The organism is Pedobacter duraquae (genome assembly GCF_004362245.1).
Taxonomy (GTDB): Bacteria; Bacteroidota; Bacteroidia; order Sphingobacteriales; family Sphingobacteriaceae; genus Pedobacter; species Pedobacter duraquae.
On sequence record NZ_SNWM01000004.1, the window covers coordinates 456760 to 472280 of the forward strand.

Genomic DNA, 15521 nt, shown 5'->3' on the forward strand with positions numbered 1-15521 from the left:
ACACATGATCCAATTAGAAAACGAGCAGCTTACAGCAACTTTTTCTGCGCATGGCGCAGAATTGCAATCACTAACCAGCAAAACAAACGGAATCAACTATATCTGGGATGCCAAGCCTGAATTCTGGGCCAAACATAGCCCCATCCTCTTCCCCATTATCGGTGCGTTAAAGAACAATGCTTATACATATGGGGGAAACACCTATGAATTACCAAGGCATGGTTTTGCTAGGGACCAGGAATTTGAAGTTGAGCAAATTAGTAGCACAGAGCTTCTCTTTACGCTGAGAGCTGATGAAAATACTAAAAAAGTTTACCCGTTTGACTTCGTCTTAGGTTTACGGTATACCCTTTCGGTTGACGGACTGCGTTCCGCCTACGAGGTGAGCAACCCCGGTGACACTGATCTCCTGTTTTCTGTTGGTGGACACCCTGCCTTTGCAACGCCAATTTCGGCAGATGCTGGTTATACTGATTACCAGCTGATCTTTAACGCCGATGAAGAACTGACCTTTTTTGAAATTGCCGATAACCTGATCTCTGATAAAACGGATACGTTACCATTGAAAAATAAGACACTGAGCTTGACTCATGAGCTTTTCTACAATGACGCATTGGTATTCAAAACACTAAATAGCGACAAGATCACGTTAAAGAATACAGTAACCCAACACGGACTGGACTTTCATTTTGAGGGATTCCCTTATTTCGGGATCTGGGCAGCTAAAGACGCGAACTTTGTTTGTCTGGAGCCTTGGTGCGGAATTGCCGATGGCGTAGCACATAATCAGCGTTTGGAAGATAAAGAAGGTATCATTACCCTGGCAGCCCAGCAACAATGGTCCAGATCTTGGGAAGTAAAGTTATTTTAACATACATGAAATTTTCAATTATTGTGGTTATTGCTCTGCTCTGCGGCAATTTCGCCAATGCGCAGATTACTAAACCAAAAGAGATTTACTTTCTGGCCGACACCTTAAGCACGCCGAAAGAAAGCAGGATTGTTGGCATTGGAACCGAGTCAGACTTACATTATTATCAATTTTATTGCAAATGTTTACCACCGTATGTATTCGACTTGGCATTTGTATGTCCGGAAAAGAAACTGCGGGAGAAAACTTACATCAACAAGCCGGAACTTAAATATACCAGCTACCCGGAGCTTTTGCAATTGGTACTGAAGGCAGGCGCCTTATTTGAAAAACAGTATACCCTCTATATTGTAGAAGCATTACCCAATAAACAGTTTACGAAAAACAGGGTGAGTCTGGCAAATGGCCAGGGGGGATAAAAAAAATACCCGACTAATGCTAGCCGGGTATTTTTTTAAGGTTTAAAAGCCTAGTGATGATCTTTCTCATCAGTACATAAGCCCACAATTTTATGGAAGGCATCGTGAACACTTATCAACGATTTATTTAATTTCTCGTCTTTAGCTCTTTTGATCACCAATTGGTTAAGATCGTTGGTTTTCGTTACCAATTCTTTAACTGCCGCTTTAACTTCAGGCTTATTATATTGTGCAGGAACAACGGATTTGCTGAGTGCTACTGCTTTATCTGCAAGCTCGCCGCTTCTTTGCTTAATAGGATCAAAATTTCCTTTTTCCGAAGGATGGAACGTTGCTGAAATCACATCATGGAAGGTACCTAACGCAGGCCAGTTCTCAAATTTTGTTTGTGACTGTGCAGAAGTTGCAAGCATCGCAACGAACAGAACGAGTAAGAAAGAGATTTTTTTCATATTTATATTTTTAGCTATTTGTGTGCGACTAATTTAAAACTTTTTTATGAATTCTGACCCCTTAGGTTAGTCCACTTTAAATAGGTAGCTCCCCAGGAGAAACCAGCACCGAAAGCAGTAAGGATCATGTTATCACCGGCTTTAAAATCGTCTTTGTAATCCCATAAACACAAAGGAATTGTTGCAGCGGTGGTATTACCATAACGGTCAATATTGATCTTCACCTGATCCATGGTAAGACCTAGTTTGTCTCCAACAGCATTGATAATCCTGAGATTTGCCTGATGTGGAACCAGTGCATTGATATCCGCGGCTTTAAGGTCATTTCTTTTAAAGATCTCGGCGCAGGTATCGCTCATGCCTTCTACAGCAGCTTTGAATACTACGCGACCATTCTGGCTGATATAGTTAAGTTTATTGTTTACAGTGTCTATAGACGAGGGTGTTTGTGAACCGCCGGCCAATACAATCAGGTGTTCCCTGCCGGTACCATCTGTTCTGAATACGTTATCTATGATACCAACATCTTCTGTAGTCTGCTCCAACAGTACTGCTCCTGCCCCGTCTCCGAATAGAATACAGGTATTGCGATCGGTATAATTTACAATGCTACTGTTTTTGTCTGCGCCTACTACGATCACGTTTTTATACCGTCCGCTTTCTACGAGACTGCTCCCTAAAGTTAGTGCATATAAGAACCCGCTACACGCTGCATTGGAATCAACACCCCAAGCATTGGTAAGGCCTGCCTTTTCGCAAACTACGCTGGCAGTGGAAACCATAATATAATCCGGAGTAGCTGTGGCGACGATGATACACTCAACCTCCAGGGGGTCCATCTGTGCATTCTCCAATAGATTTTTAACGGCCATTGTAACCAAATCTGAAGTCGCAAAGTTATCGTCATTAACAATACGACGTTCTTTAATCCCAGTTCTGGAGACTATCCATTCACTGTTGGTATCCACCATTTCCTCTAATGCTTTGTTGGTTAAAACGGTATCTGGTAAGTACCCGCCCAAAGCAGTAATAGCGGCATTATATCTTATTCTCATTCAAAATTTCAATTGTGGCGCAAAACTACAAATATTACAGCTACGTTACATTTTATTTTTAATCTAATGTACCTTTGTCGGGTAATTTTAACATTTTATAAACAATACAAATTAAACTGTCCGAGTATGGTCACCTTACGTTATTCTATAATTTCCTGTATTGCCGGTCTATTATTACTCTCTTCCTGCAAGGAAAGTCCGAAATTACCAATCTTTGGAGAAAGGGAAGCAAAAACGGTTACACGTGCTGACGGCACTAAGGGCGTAGATACTGTTTATCAAACTATCCCTGCTTTCAGCTTCTTGAATCAGGATAGCACGCCGATTACAAATGCTACTTTTAAAGATAAAATCTATATCGCAGATTTCTTTTTTACTACCTGCCCAAGCATCTGCCCAATTATGCACCGGAATATGAAGGCGATCTACGACGATTATAAGGATAACCCGGATCTGATGTTTCTTTCTCATACTATCGATTACAAATATGATAAACCAAGTGTATTGAAGAAATATGCTGAGAAACTTGGTGTTGATGGCAAGAAATGGGAGTTTGCCTACGGACCTAAGGCTGAAGTTTACAAGTTAGCAGAAACGGGATATCTAAGCACCGTTATTGAGGATAAAACTGCTGCTGGGGGTTATGTTCATCAGGGGTATCTGATTCTTGTAGATAAAGACAGAAGGATTCGTGGTGCGTACGACGGCACAAATGATGAGCAGGTTGCTCAATTGAAAAAGGACATCCCGGTATTGCTGGCCGAATATAAAAAATAGGCATGCGTAACCTGATCCTGTGCTCTGTTATCTGTGCTGTATTTGTACTGATGATTGCTTCCTGCCAAACTGCCGATAACCTTGAGCGTGATATGTATTACACCAATGGCCGTGATATCTACATCAAACATTGCCAAAATTGTCACGGTGCCAAAGGTGAAGGACTGGCCGCGCTCACTCCCCCATTAACCGATACCGTATTTTTGAAAGCCAATAAGCAGAAATTGGCCTGTATAATTAAGAATGGGCTGAAGGGGGAGATCGTTGTTCATGGGAAGTCTTTTAACGACCAGATGCCCCCCAACGGTACCATGGCAGATATAGATATTGCTCAGGTTATTGTTTACATTACCAATGCCAACGGAAATAACCAGGGCATGTATACGCCTGCACAGGTTGCTGCAGATCTTGCCGCCTGCAGGTAAATAGAATTAAATCCCGCATCATACCCAAAACTGTAAGGTATTGCTATCTTTGCAGGAAAATGCAAGCTGTTCTACCGCCGCGATCTATCGGGGAGGAAAGTCCGGGCAACGCAGAGCATCCCGCTTCCTAACGGGAAGAGGTTTGGGATTGAACACCCGAATTATGGAAAGTGCCGCAGAAAATATACCGCCGATGGCGCAAGCACAGGTAAGGTTGAAATCGTGAGGTAAGAGCTCACGACTGTGCCGGGTAACCGGTGTGGTGGTAAACCCCGGGAGTTGAAAGACCAAATAGGCTAACGCATGTAGGGCTGCTCGTCCGATGTTAGTGGGTAGGTCGTTAGAGATAAATGGCGACATTTATAGTAGATTAATGGTAGAAACCGATTTATCGGATACAGAACCCGGCTTATAGGCTTGCATTTTTTTATTTTATACTGGGATATGGATAAAAGTAATATATTCGTGTCCTATAATCTGAACAATAGACTTTATATACCGAATGGCAAAATTATTAATCATAGATGACGAGCGTGCAATAAGGAGTACTTTACGCGAAATTCTGGAGTACGAGAATTATGAGGTTGATGACATTGATAACGGCGTCGAAGGTTTAGCCCTGATTAAAAAGAAAAAGTTTGATCTCGTTTTATGCGATATCAAAATGAATAAGATGGATGGTATGGAAGTGCTTGAACAAGCGCTTGCCTACAGCCCGGATCTTCCTTTTATCATGATCTCTGGTCATGGTACGGTAGAGACTGCCATCGAGGCAAGTAAGAAAGGTGCATTTGATTTTATCTCTAAACCACCTGATCTGAACCGCCTTTTAATTACTGTTAGAAATGCGTTAGACAGAGGTAGCCTGGTAACAGAAACCAAGGTATTAAAACGCCGGGTAAGTAAAACACGCGATATCCTTGGAAATTCTGACAGCATCGCTAAAATCAAAGAAACTATTGAACGTGTTGCTCCTACTGAAGCCCGTGTGTTGATTACAGGTGCCAACGGTAGTGGAAAGGAACTTGTAGCCCGTTGGTTACATGAAAAATCTAACCGCGCCGACAGTCCCCTTATCGAAGTTAACTGTGCTGCTATTCCTTCTGAGTTAATTGAAAGTGAATTGTTTGGTCACGAGAAAGGTTCATTTACCTCAGCCGTAAAACAGCGTATCGGGAAGTTTGAACTGGCAAATGGTGGTACATTATTCCTGGATGAGATTGGCGATATGAGTCTTTCTGCACAGGCTAAAGTATTGCGTGCGCTGCAGGAACATAAAATCAGTCGCGTAGGTGGAGAAAAAGAACTTGAAGTAAACGTTCGGGTACTTGCTGCGACCAACAAAGATTTAATGAAAGAAATTGAAGCCGGTAATTTCCGTATGGACTTATACCACCGCCTCAACGTAATTAATATCCATGTGCCACACTTAACGGAGCGTACAGAAGATATCCCTGAAATTGCACAAAGCTTTCTTGAAGATATCTGCAAGGATTATGGTATGCCTGTAAAAAGTATCAGTCCGGGTGGAATGAATGCCTTGAAAGCCCTGCCATGGACGGGTAACGTAAGGGAACTTCACAACATGATCGAGCGATTGATTATCCTGAGTGATAAAACCATTACAGAACAGGATGTGGTTGCTTTTGCCAATCCAACCGGCGGAACAAACATCGGTGCTGCTATCGGTAACGGAACACCTGTGTCAAACAGTAATGCCAGCTTCCCTAACTTTGAGCAGTTTAGTAATTTCCAGGACTATAAAGACCACGCTGAAAGAGAATTTATTAAGTTCAAGCTGGAGAAAAACAACTGGAATGTATCGAAAACTGCTGACGACATTGATATTCAACGCAGTCACCTGTACAGTAAAATAGAGAAATTTGGTTTAAAGAGAGTAAGCGAATAGCTTCTTACTCTATAAAGTCGGCCTGCCGACTCAACAGCGCCCTGTATTTATTGAAGATTGCAGTTTTGGACACAAATCCTATAAAACTGCCATTTGCGGTAAGTACAGGGAGTAACCATACATTTTCGCGCTCCATCTTATTAAGTACATCAACCAAAGGTTCATCGAGCGTAACTACCGCTGCCGCCTGTTGTACAAGATCTTTCACTTTTAGTGCATTACTGTCATTAGCTTTTTCATCTGCGACAGCATCGTCCGCCTTCCCGGCAACGGTTACTGTATTGCGCAGTACATCTTCTACATATAATAGCCCCTTAAACCCCAGCATTTCGTCAGCTACCACAAACACATTTCGTTTAGACTGAAGAATTTCTGGCATCCTTGTACTAAGTAAATCACTTTCCTTAAAGACCAGGTAATCTTTCTCTATCAGTTGCTTTAAGGTCATCATGTTCAATACCGTAGTATCTTTATCTTCATGCGACAACAACGCACCACTCTCGGCCAGAGGATTGGTGTAAATGGAATATTTATAGGTACCCCTATTGATAAAATAAGAAATAGCGGATGTGATCATCAATGGCACCATAAGTACATAGCCACCGGTAATCTCAGCAATAAGAAAAATACCAGTAAGCGGTGCATGCATAATGGCGCTGAGTGCTGCCGCCATACCTGCGACTATAAAATTCGGGATACTTACTTCGGCAATGCCGAGCGTATTGATGCTGAATGCCAGGATGAATCCGATAAGTCCGCCCATGATGAGGCTGGGTGCAAAAGTACCTCCATTTCCACCCGCGCCAAGGGTAACCAATGTGGCCGCAGATTTTGCAAAAATAGTGATGGTAGTAAAGAGGATGATGACACCAGGCATGGTATTATAGCTTGCGAATAAACTATTGCTGACTACAGAGCTATAATTACCGGAAAGTAATTGTTTAATGGTGATATAGCCTTCTCCATAAAGCGCAGGAAACACAAATACCAGTGCGCCCAACATAAGTCCGCCAATCACAACTTTTTTATAGGGATGTTTGATGCTATAAAAATAGCCCTTAATTGCTTTGTTAGCCTTGGTAAAGTAAATAGAGAACAAGCCAATCAGGATGGCCAGGACAACATACCATATCAGGGCGTTCATTTTCCAGCCTTCAGTAACCAGAAAGAAGAGCTGCTCGGTATAAAACAAACGCGCGACTACAGCAGCTGTTGCTGCAGATAATAATAAAGGAATAAATGCAGGAATGGTAAACTCGGGAAGCAGGATCTCAATGGCAAATACGATCCCAGCAATGGGGCTGTTAAATGCACCGGCTATTCCGGCGGCAGCACCACAGGCAAGTAACATCGTTGTTTCCCGATACGACAAGCCCAGAAACCTGCCCAGAGAAGATCCTATTGCAGATCCACTGGTTACAATAGGTGCTTCTAGTCCGCTCGACCCACCAAAGCCGACTGTTAAAGCGGCGGTGATGATTTGAGAATAAATATTGTGTGGCTCAACTTTACTTGATTTTTTGGAAATCGTATATAACAGAGGTGTTAACCCTGTTTCAAACTTGCCCTTTCTGATGAACCTCCGGATGTACAGCACGGTTAGTAAAATCCCGATCATCGGGAAGAAAAGGTACAGGTAATATTTATACTCCCAATTAAAGCCCGTCTGCAGAAACTCCTCGATATGGTGGGTGATAGACTTGAGCAGGGATGCTGCAAGCCCGGCAAGCACGCCAACTACGATCGCGGCAAGGACAAGAAAATTTCTGTTTGAAATCTTAGTTCGGCGATATTGATTGATGGTATCTACATAGCTCACTAATTTCAAGTACATGGCTTAAGGGTTTAACTGTCAAATTTATCTAGTAATTTGATGAGCGTTGCGAAATCTTTAGGGTATGGCGCGTCAATCACGATATCCTGTTCATCAAGTCCTTTAAAAACAAGATGTTTGGCATGTAGCGCAAATCTTTTCATGATAGGCTGTTCCTCATCATCTTTGGCGATCCTGTATCCTTTTTTGATTGCTGACAGGTAAACGGGTTTACCTTTATACATATGATCACCAACAATTGCAGCACGCTGTGTTGCCAGGTGAATCCTGATCTGGTGCATCCGGCCGGTAATTGGCTTACACTCCACCAGGGTATAATGTCTGTACTGTACGATGGAATTGAAATAGGTTTCGGCACGCTTGCCTTCTTTCCTGTCTATCGTTACACTTTTATTGCCATCATTCAGAATTGGCAAATCGATAAACAGGTCGTTAAATACAAACTGACCGTCTACAACGGCATGGTATGTTTTTTTAACCCGGCGTTTTTCAAACTGTATAGCTACAGAGCGGTAGGCCTCCGGGTGTTTGGCAATGATGATGGCTCCCGACGTTTCTTTGTCGAGGCGGTGACATACCTGCGCGTCAGCACTGTATTGTTTTGCCAGGCGCAGGATGTTTACTTCACCTGAACCTCCGCGCTCATCAAGTGACGCTACGAAGGGTGGTTTGTTGACAACGATAAAATCGTCGTTTTCGAACAATATAAGATCTTTAAAAGAAGGATATTTCAATACGATGAATTCTAAAGTACAAAAGTACTAAGAAAGTTCGAATTTATACCCCACTCCTTTTACTGTTGACACATAAGTTTCGCCCAACTTCTCTCTGAGCTTACGGATATGCACATCAATAGTACGGTTGGTAACGACCACAGAATCCTCCCAGATATTTTTGAGGATCGACTCGCGGGTATATACTTTACCTGGTTTAGAGGCCAGGAGGTATAATAATTCAAATTCTTTTTTGGCAAGGACAACCTTTTCTCCGGATTGAAAAACAAGGTAGGCTTCTCTGTCAATAACCAGGTCACCAATCTCGATTTTATTCTCAGAAACTTCTTCAGCACTGGCATTCCTTCGAAGGATTGCATTGATTCGGCTTACCAGAGCTCTCGGTTTAATTGGTTTGGCGATATAATCATCCGCACCAACATTAAAACCTGCAATTTCAGAATACTCCTCGCTTCTGGCGGTCAGGAATACCATGAATGTATTTTTAAATTCGGGGATGGCACGCATCAGCCTGCAGGCTTCAATACCATCCATCTTCGGCATCATAATATCTAGGACAATCAGGTCTGGGTGCACCTTTTTAGCGAGGGCTATACCTTCCTGACCATTGCTGGCTGTGAATACCTGGTAACCTTCTTTCTTTAGATTGTACTCTACCAATTCTAAAATATCAGGCTCATCATCAACAATCAGAATCTTTTGGTTTACGGTGCTCATATTCTTTAAATATTTGTTACGAAAATAGGTAAACTATTATACGATACGGTTAACGTCACGTTAACAAATTGTTAAGGACGTCGACCTTTTTAACATGAATTTAGGCTTAGCGTAAGGTTTTGTTTAAGAAGTTCTCTAAATCCTCCCCACGTAGATTCTTAGCAATGATCTTTCCATTAGGATCCAGCAGGAAAGAACTTGGAATGCCCTCTACCTGATAGAGTCTTACCGTTGGGCCTTCAAAATCCTTGAGTTCACTTGCATGTGTCCAATCCAGGTGATCTGCATCTACCGCCTGTTTCCAGGCTACGGGATCTTTATCCAGAGAAATACTGAATACGGTGAAGTTTTTATCTTTAAAGGTATGGTATGCCTTAACTACATTTGGATTTTCATGTCTGCAGGGCAGGCACCATGATGCCCAAAAATCTAAAAGCACATACTTTCCTTTGAAATCTGCCAGGCTTACAGGTTTACCAGCAATACTATTCATGGTGAATGCCGGGGCAACCTGCCCTACCTGAACACTTTTCAATTTGGCCATTCTTACCAGAAAGTCTGTTACTGCAGCATTTTCATTGAAGTTGCTTTTGATTTTATCAGCATATTCCAGAAACTCTTTTTCGTAATCTGAAGGGTTCAGTGAATTGATGGCATAGAAACTGGCCAACGACTTTGGATTCTCCAGCGCGAAGTTAAGTACAAAGTTCAATAGCGAGTCAGTACGTTTGGTAAGCTCCGGACGCATCTGGTTGGCAATCATCTCGCGATTTTGCGGTTCCTTCTCTACCAGTTCCTCAAACTGCTTCTGCAGCTCCGCCATTTTAGCGGTATACTTATTTTTGGTTGTGTTTAGCTCCTGTAATTTATCTGCTTCTTCGGCTCCCGACAAAGTATAGTCCATACTCTGATCAGCAAGATCAGCACTGATCTTAATCTGGTCGCCATTTTTAGCGATGATCACGTACTCATTATGTCCGGCAGAAATTTTAAAGAAATCGACACCCTTGGTGCTGCTTGAAAACTGAAACTCTCCTTTTTCAGATAGCACAGTGGAGTCTAAGGCAACAGGCTTATTTCCCGCCTGCCCATAGAGGTACACCTTACTTTGTGGTTGAGAATTTTTAAATGTACCAGTAATGGTAAATTTTGTTTTGTCTTTACAAGCTGCAAGGCTTAAGCAGATGCAGAATAAATAGGCTAATCTTTTCATAGTTTATTTTAATTTTTCGAGGATGGCCGCATTCACTTTTTGCGGATCGGCCTTTCCTTTGGCTAACTTCATTACTTCACCCACAAACAGGCCCAAAACTCCCTTTTTACCGTTTTTATAAGCGACAACCTGCGGCTGTAGCTTTGCTAGTACCTGATCTACGAAGGCCGACAGCTCGTCAGCATTCTCTACAATCAACAGGTTTTGTGCTGCTGCAAAATCTGTTACGCTGGTTTGTAGTGTACCGTCAATTGCCGGCAGCACCTGCTGCAGGGCAACCTGTTGGGTTATTTTTTTTTCGTCTACAAGATTAATCAACTCCGCCAGTTGTCCTGGATTTACTCCAAAATCGGCAATCTGGATGTTTTGCTCATTTAATAAGGAACGGATCGGCCCTGTAAGCCAATTAACCAGGCTCCGCGGTTGGCGTAGCGTAGGCAAGGCCAGATTAAAGTAACTGAGCAGATCTGTATCATCAGCAATGATAGCTGCATCAGAACCATTGATCTGATATTTGGCAACAAGTGCTGCTGCGATCACTTTTGGCAAGGCAGGCATACTTTCTTTAATCTGCTGCAGCCATTCGTCAGAGATCACAACTGGCGCAAGATCTGGATCCGGAAAATACCGGTAATCATTAGCTTCCTCCTTACTCCGCATAGGCGAAGTAGTACCTTGCTCAGCATCAAAGTTGAGCGTGCTCTGAATAATTTTGCCTCCCGCAGTTAACACGTCGGCCTGTCGGCTGACTTCGAAAGTAATAGCCCGGCGTACGTTACGGATGGAGTTCAGGTTTTTAACCTCGCAGCGGGTACCATAAGTAGTATCGCCCTGCGGGCGAATGGAGATATTTGCATCACAACGCAGGCTTCCCTCTTCCATATTGCCATCGCTAACATTCAGGTGGCGAACAAGTTTCCTGATCTCGGTAAGCAATACAGATGCTTCTTCAGCAGATCGAATATCGGGTTCAGTAACAATTTCTATCAGTGGAACACCAGCACGGTTTAGGTCAACATACGAGAAGTCAGGATCCTGATCATGTAAACTTTTTCCAGCGTCCTCTTCCAGATGGATCCGGTTGATACCGATCCTTTTTTCGGCACCATCGGAAAGTGTAAGGTCTATATATCCCTTACCACAGATAGGCATGGCGTCCTGCGTGATCTGGTATCCTTTGGGAAGATCGGCGTAGAAATAATTTTTACGGTCAAAAAAGTTCGTTTGATTAATGCGGCAGTTTAATGCCAGTCCGATACGGACGGCCTTAGCGATAACTTCCCGGTTTAATTTGGGAAGTGCCCCTGGCAGGCCCAGGGTTACTGCAGAAATATGTTCATTGGGTTGTGCGCCAAAGGCAGCACTATCAGGAGCAAAGATTTTTGTTGCTGTATTTAACTGCACATGAATCTCAAGTCCGGATACCAACTCAAATTGCGTCTGATCTTTATTCATTTTGTCAAGCAAATATAACCATTAAAGTGATATAGGTTCTAAATACGGTACAATATTGAGTCTGGCACAGACTTTGAATTACTTGTTTACACAAATATGAAACATTATGAAAAAGTTATTGTTAGTTGCAGCCATTGGCTTCACAGCGTTGCTTTCAAGTCAGGCGAAAGCTCAGGTTAGTTTAAATGTTAATATCGGTACACCGCAGCCACAGTGGTATGCTACTGATTACTATTACGCCCCTCAACCGCAATACAGGGTTGTCAACTATGCGCCGCAGCGCGTAGTGCGTAGAACGGTTGTTTATCGCGAGGCACCGAGACGCGTATACAGAACGCGAACTTATATCAGCAGACCGCGTCACTATAATAGAGTTGAACGTGTTCGTGTGATCAACAGAGGTCCGGCTCACGGTCATGGACACGGTAGAGGCAGACACTAGATATGAAAAATGGCATCCAACTGGATGCCATTTTTATTTTAACTGATCAGCGATTCGGCTTTTTGAAGGACTAAACTGAGTCCTTCTTTATTTTTACCGCCAGCGGTAGCATAGAAAGGCTGGCCACCTCCTCCACCCTGGATATCTTTAGCAAGCTCTCTAACAATATTGGATGCATTCAGACCACGATCGGCAACGAGATTTTCGGACAGCATCACGGTAATACCCGGCTTATCATCAATCAGTGTGGTGAAAACCAGAAACAGGTCGTCAACCAGATCTTTAACGGCGAAGGCGAGGTTTTTAACAGCCTCAGCATTCGGCAGCGCCACATGTGTCGCGATCAGGTTGATACCGTTGATCGTTTTGAGATGGTGAACAATTTCATGTTTCAGATTAGCTGCCTGTTCTACAACAGCTTTATCAGCATCCTTTTTTAAACGCGCATTTTCGTCAAGCAGACCTGCAACAGCAGCAGCAAGGTCTTTATTCCCCTTAAGCAATGCACGCAAAGCATTGAGTTCTTTATTTTGATCCAGAATAAATGCTTCGGCTTTGTCGGCAGTAATTGCCTCAATCCGGCGAACACCCGCTGCAACGGCACTTTCTGAAATGATCTTAAAATAACCAATCTGTCCTGTTGCCTTAACATGTGTTCCGCCACACAACTCTTTAGAATAATGGTCATCAAAAGTGATCACACGTACCAGATCTCCATATTTCTCACCAAACAACGCCGTAACTCCACTAGAGATTGCTTCTTCGTAAGGTACATATCTTTGTTCTTTGAGGGGAATGTTTGCCCGGATCTTTTCGTTGACCAGGTGTTCAATGCTCGCCAGGTCTTCATCACTTATTTTTGCAAAGTGCGAGAAGTCGAAACGCAGGTAGTCTGGATTAACCAAAGATCCTTTTTGGTTGACATGCGTTCCCAATACTTTTTTGAGTGCCGCATGGAGCAAATGTGTTGCTGTATGGTTGTCTTGCGACAGGATTCTATTTTTCTCATCAATCACCGCCCAGAACTGTCCGTCTAAATCTTCGGGAAGTGTATCCGCGTAATGAACAATTACACCATTCTCTTTCTTGGTGTCTGTGATCTCCACAAAAAACAGGCGCGAATGGTCTTCAAGTCGTCCGGTATCACCTACCTGACCCCCACTCTCTGCGTAGAAAGGTGTTTTACTTAACACGATCTGATATTGCTCTTTTCCTTTGGCACTTACCTTACGGTATTTAACTATTTCCGTTTCCGCTTCGGTATCATCATAACCAACAAATTCTACTTCCAGATCTGGCTTAACCAAAATCCAGTCGCCAGTATCAATAGCTGTAGCCGCACGGGAACGTTCCTTTTGCTTCAACAAGGCTTTATTATATTCATCCATGTCGACCGCCCAGCGTTTCTCGCGGGCCATCAACTCCGTCAAATCGATTGGAAACCCGTAGGTATCGTTCAATTCAAAAGCAAATTCGCCTGAAATTACCATCTGATCTTTAAGGATGCTATATACCCATGCATCGGTAAAAGATTTCTCAGGTTCTATTGCATTTTCCGACATCAGGAAATCTGCCTGCTTCTTTGTATAGGCTTCAAAGCGCTGAATTCCTGTGGCAAGGGTACGTAAAAAGGATATCTCTTCTTCTAATACGACTTTCTGTACAAAATCCTGCTGTGCTGCAAGTTCGTCAAAAACTCCTTTAAACTGCTCAGCGAGTACAGGAACAAGTTGATTCAAAAATGGCTCTTTAAAATCCAGGAAGGTATAGGCATAACGTACAGCACGGCGTAAAATTCTGCGGATCACATAACCTGCTTTGTTGTTTGATGGCAACTGTCCGTCTGCAATAACAAAGGAAATTGCACGGATGTGATCGGCCATAACGCGCATTGCGATATCTGTTTCCTCGTTATCGCCATAGGTTTTTCCCGAGCGTGCAGCGATAAACTGAATCAGCGGTTGAAAAACATCGGTATCGTAGTTTGATGACTTCTGCTGCAGTACGCGAACCAGACGTTCAAAGCCCATTCCTGTATCAACATGCTGGGCAGGTAGCGGCTGCAATGATCCGTCTTTCAACCTGTTAAACTGCATAAATACATTATTCCAAATCTCGATAACCTGTGGGTGATCAGCATTGACCAGGTCTTTGCCACTGCTTGCTGCACGTTCTTCCGGTGTACGGCAATCCACATGGATTTCTGAACATGGACCGCAGGGACCAGTATCGCCCATCTCCCAGAAATTGTCTTTTTTATTGCCCAGAATGATTCGGTCTTCATCAACATACTGTTTCCAGATCTCGTAAGCCTCGGTATCCCTTGGCAATCCTTCTTTATCGTCTCCTTCGAAAACTGATACGTAGAGCTGTTCTTTAGGAATTTTATAAACCTCGGTAAGTAGCTCCCAACTCCAGGCGATGGCTTCCTTTTTAAAATAGTCGCCAAAGCTCCAGTTACCAAGCATCTCGAACATCGTATGGTGATAGGTATCTATTCCTACTTCTTCAAGATCATTGTGTTTACCTGAAACACGCAGGCAACGTTGAGTATCGGTAACACGCTTATATTTTATGGGTGCCTCCCCCAGGAAAAGGTCTTTAAACTGATTCATTCCGGCATTGGTAAACATCAAAGTCGGATCGTTCTTTACCACTATAGGTGCGGATGGAACAATATGATGCGCTTTGGATTTAAAAAATTCTAAATATGCCTTTCTGATTTCTTTTGCTGTCATCTGTTTTTCTATATCCAACAAAATTAAAATTTTATTACGGTATTCTACTAAAATCCCTTTACATTTGACTACTTTAAATAAATCCTATAATCCACTAATAATCAACACCAAACTATGCCTTATAAAGATCGAGAAATTAATAAAATGTATTACACCATGGGCGAGGTGACTGAAATGTTTGGTGTAAATGCTTCTCAGATCCGTTTTTATGAGAAGGAATTTGAAGTACTGAAACCTAAGAAAAACAAAAAGGGTAACCGCCTGTTTACCCCCGAAGATATTGAAAATTTAAAGATCATTTTTCACCTGGTAGACGATAAAGGTTTTACACTTAAGGGAGCAAAGGAACACTTAAAAACAAATACCGGGGAGATCAAGGAGAATCAGAAGATCATTGCATCGCTTGAAAAGCTAAAAGACTTCTTACTAAAGTTAAACGACGAGATATAACTTTCTAAAAAATATTTTTTTGTTTGTGTA

The 15521-nt window shown here is 42.7% G+C and carries 15 protein-coding genes and 1 other RNA gene; 8 read left to right on the forward strand and 8 right to left on the reverse strand.

The window, feature by feature from the left end; all coding sequences use genetic code 11:
- Nucleotides 1-4 precede the first annotated feature (4 nt).
- Entirely contained in the window at nt 5-871 is an 867-nt protein-coding gene (locus tag CLV32_RS17600; protein WP_133557949.1) for an aldose 1-epimerase family protein, read from the forward strand.
- A gap of 5 nt (nt 872-876) precedes the next feature.
- A complete protein-coding gene (locus tag CLV32_RS17605; RefSeq protein ID WP_133557951.1) occupies nt 877-1290 on the forward strand; it encodes a hypothetical protein in 414 nt (137 codons plus the stop codon).
- Between the two features lie 50 nt (nt 1291-1340).
- On the opposite strand, the gene CLV32_RS17610 is transcribed toward CLV32_RS17605, so the two are convergent.
- On the reverse strand, nt 1341-1742 hold the full coding sequence (locus CLV32_RS17610; protein WP_133557953.1) for a hypothetical protein: 402 nt from the start codon (nt 1740-1742) through the stop codon (nt 1341-1343).
- Between the two features lie 44 nt (nt 1743-1786).
- On the reverse strand, nt 1787-2797 hold the full coding sequence (locus CLV32_RS17615) for a beta-ketoacyl-ACP synthase III (protein ID WP_133557955.1): 1011 nt from the start codon (nt 2795-2797) through the stop codon (nt 1787-1789).
- A 126-nt stretch (nt 2798-2923) separates the two neighbouring features.
- On the opposite strand from CLV32_RS17615, the gene CLV32_RS17620 reads away from it, so the two are divergent.
- The 4 genes from CLV32_RS17620 (at nt 2924) to CLV32_RS17635 (ending at nt 5908) form a co-directional block, all read left to right on the forward strand.
- Nucleotides 2924-3574 (forward strand): SCO family protein, encoded by a 651-nt coding sequence (locus CLV32_RS17620; protein ID WP_133557957.1) that lies wholly within the window; start codon nt 2924-2926, stop codon nt 3572-3574.
- Nucleotides 3575-3576: 2 nt separating this feature from the next.
- Complete coding sequence (locus CLV32_RS17625; protein ID WP_133557959.1) at nt 3577-3999, forward strand: c-type cytochrome; 423 nt, start codon at nt 3577-3579, stop codon at nt 3997-3999.
- 58 nt (nt 4000-4057) lie between these two features.
- An RNA gene (gene rnpB / locus CLV32_RS17630) (RNase P RNA component class A) lies at nt 4058-4427 on the forward strand.
- Nucleotides 4428-4501: 74 nt separating this feature from the next.
- Complete coding sequence (locus CLV32_RS17635) at nt 4502-5908, forward strand: sigma-54-dependent transcriptional regulator (RefSeq protein ID WP_133557961.1); 1407 nt, start codon at nt 4502-4504, stop codon at nt 5906-5908.
- 4 nt (nt 5909-5912) lie between these two features.
- On the opposite strand, the gene CLV32_RS17640 is transcribed toward CLV32_RS17635, so the two are convergent.
- The 5 genes from CLV32_RS17640 to gatB form a co-directional block, all read right to left on the reverse strand.
- Nucleotides 5913-7742, reverse strand: a complete 1830-nt coding sequence (locus CLV32_RS17640) for a chloride channel protein (RefSeq protein ID WP_133557963.1) — start codon at nt 7740-7742, stop codon at nt 5913-5915.
- 11 nt (nt 7743-7753) lie between these two features.
- Complete coding sequence (locus tag CLV32_RS17645; RefSeq protein ID WP_133557965.1) at nt 7754-8476, reverse strand: RluA family pseudouridine synthase; 723 nt, start codon at nt 8474-8476, stop codon at nt 7754-7756.
- Nucleotides 8477-8503: 27 nt separating this feature from the next.
- Entirely contained in the window at nt 8504-9193 is a 690-nt protein-coding gene (locus CLV32_RS17650; RefSeq protein WP_133557967.1) for a response regulator transcription factor, read from the reverse strand.
- Nucleotides 9194-9299: 106 nt separating this feature from the next.
- On the reverse strand, nt 9300-10406 hold the full coding sequence (locus tag CLV32_RS17655; protein WP_133557969.1) for a TlpA disulfide reductase family protein: 1107 nt from the start codon (nt 10404-10406) through the stop codon (nt 9300-9302).
- A gap of 3 nt (nt 10407-10409) precedes the next feature.
- Nucleotides 10410-11861 (reverse strand): Asp-tRNA(Asn)/Glu-tRNA(Gln) amidotransferase subunit GatB, encoded by a 1452-nt coding sequence (gene gatB, locus CLV32_RS17660; protein WP_133557971.1) that lies wholly within the window; start codon nt 11859-11861, stop codon nt 10410-10412.
- 106 nt (nt 11862-11967) lie between these two features.
- Between gatB and CLV32_RS17665 the strand changes: the two genes are divergently transcribed.
- On the forward strand, nt 11968-12303 hold the full coding sequence (locus CLV32_RS17665; protein WP_133557973.1) for a hypothetical protein: 336 nt from the start codon (nt 11968-11970) through the stop codon (nt 12301-12303).
- Between the two features lie 38 nt (nt 12304-12341).
- Here CLV32_RS17665 and alaS read toward each other — a convergent pair whose 3' ends face one another.
- Nucleotides 12342-15041 (reverse strand): alanine--tRNA ligase, encoded by a 2700-nt coding sequence (gene alaS, locus CLV32_RS17670; RefSeq protein ID WP_133557975.1) that lies wholly within the window; start codon nt 15039-15041, stop codon nt 12342-12344.
- A gap of 114 nt (nt 15042-15155) precedes the next feature.
- On the opposite strand from alaS, the gene CLV32_RS17675 reads away from it, so the two are divergent.
- On the forward strand, nt 15156-15491 hold the full coding sequence (locus CLV32_RS17675) for a MerR family transcriptional regulator (RefSeq protein ID WP_133557977.1): 336 nt from the start codon (nt 15156-15158) through the stop codon (nt 15489-15491).
- Nucleotides 15492-15521: the final 30 nt, after the last annotated feature.

Bases quoted from the DNA above. Each gene is read 5' to 3' on its own strand.
- CLV32_RS17600 (WP_133557949.1), top strand. From the start codon at position 5: ATGATCCAATTAGAAAACGAGCAGCTTACAGCAACTTTTTCTGCGCAT.
- CLV32_RS17605 (WP_133557951.1), top strand. From the start codon at position 877: ATGAAATTTTCAATTATTGTGGTTATTGCTCTGCTCTGCGGCAATTTC.
- CLV32_RS17610 (WP_133557953.1), bottom strand. From the start codon at position 1,742: ATGAAAAAAATCTCTTTCTTACTCGTTCTGTTCGTTGCGATGCTTGCA.
- CLV32_RS17615 (WP_133557955.1), bottom strand. From the start codon at position 2,797: ATGAGAATAAGATATAATGCCGCTATTACTGCTTTGGGCGGGTACTTA.
- CLV32_RS17620 (WP_133557957.1), top strand. From the start codon at position 2,924: ATGGTCACCTTACGTTATTCTATAATTTCCTGTATTGCCGGTCTATTA.
- CLV32_RS17625 (WP_133557959.1), top strand. From the start codon at position 3,577: ATGCGTAACCTGATCCTGTGCTCTGTTATCTGTGCTGTATTTGTACTG.
- CLV32_RS17635 (WP_133557961.1), top strand. From the start codon at position 4,502: ATGGCAAAATTATTAATCATAGATGACGAGCGTGCAATAAGGAGTACT.
- CLV32_RS17640 (WP_133557963.1), bottom strand. From the start codon at position 7,742: ATGTACTTGAAATTAGTGAGCTATGTAGATACCATCAATCAATATCGC.
- CLV32_RS17650 (WP_133557967.1), bottom strand. From the start codon at position 9,193: ATGAGCACCGTAAACCAAAAGATTCTGATTGTTGATGATGAGCCTGAT.
- CLV32_RS17655 (WP_133557969.1), bottom strand. From the start codon at position 10,406: ATGAAAAGATTAGCCTATTTATTCTGCATCTGCTTAAGCCTTGCAGCT.
- gatB (WP_133557971.1), bottom strand. From the start codon at position 11,861: ATGAATAAAGATCAGACGCAATTTGAGTTGGTATCCGGACTTGAGATT.
- CLV32_RS17665 (WP_133557973.1), top strand. From the start codon at position 11,968: ATGAAAAAGTTATTGTTAGTTGCAGCCATTGGCTTCACAGCGTTGCTT.
- alaS (WP_133557975.1), bottom strand. From the start codon at position 15,041: ATGACAGCAAAAGAAATCAGAAAGGCATATTTAGAATTTTTTAAATCC.
- CLV32_RS17675 (WP_133557977.1), top strand. From the start codon at position 15,156: ATGCCTTATAAAGATCGAGAAATTAATAAAATGTATTACACCATGGGC.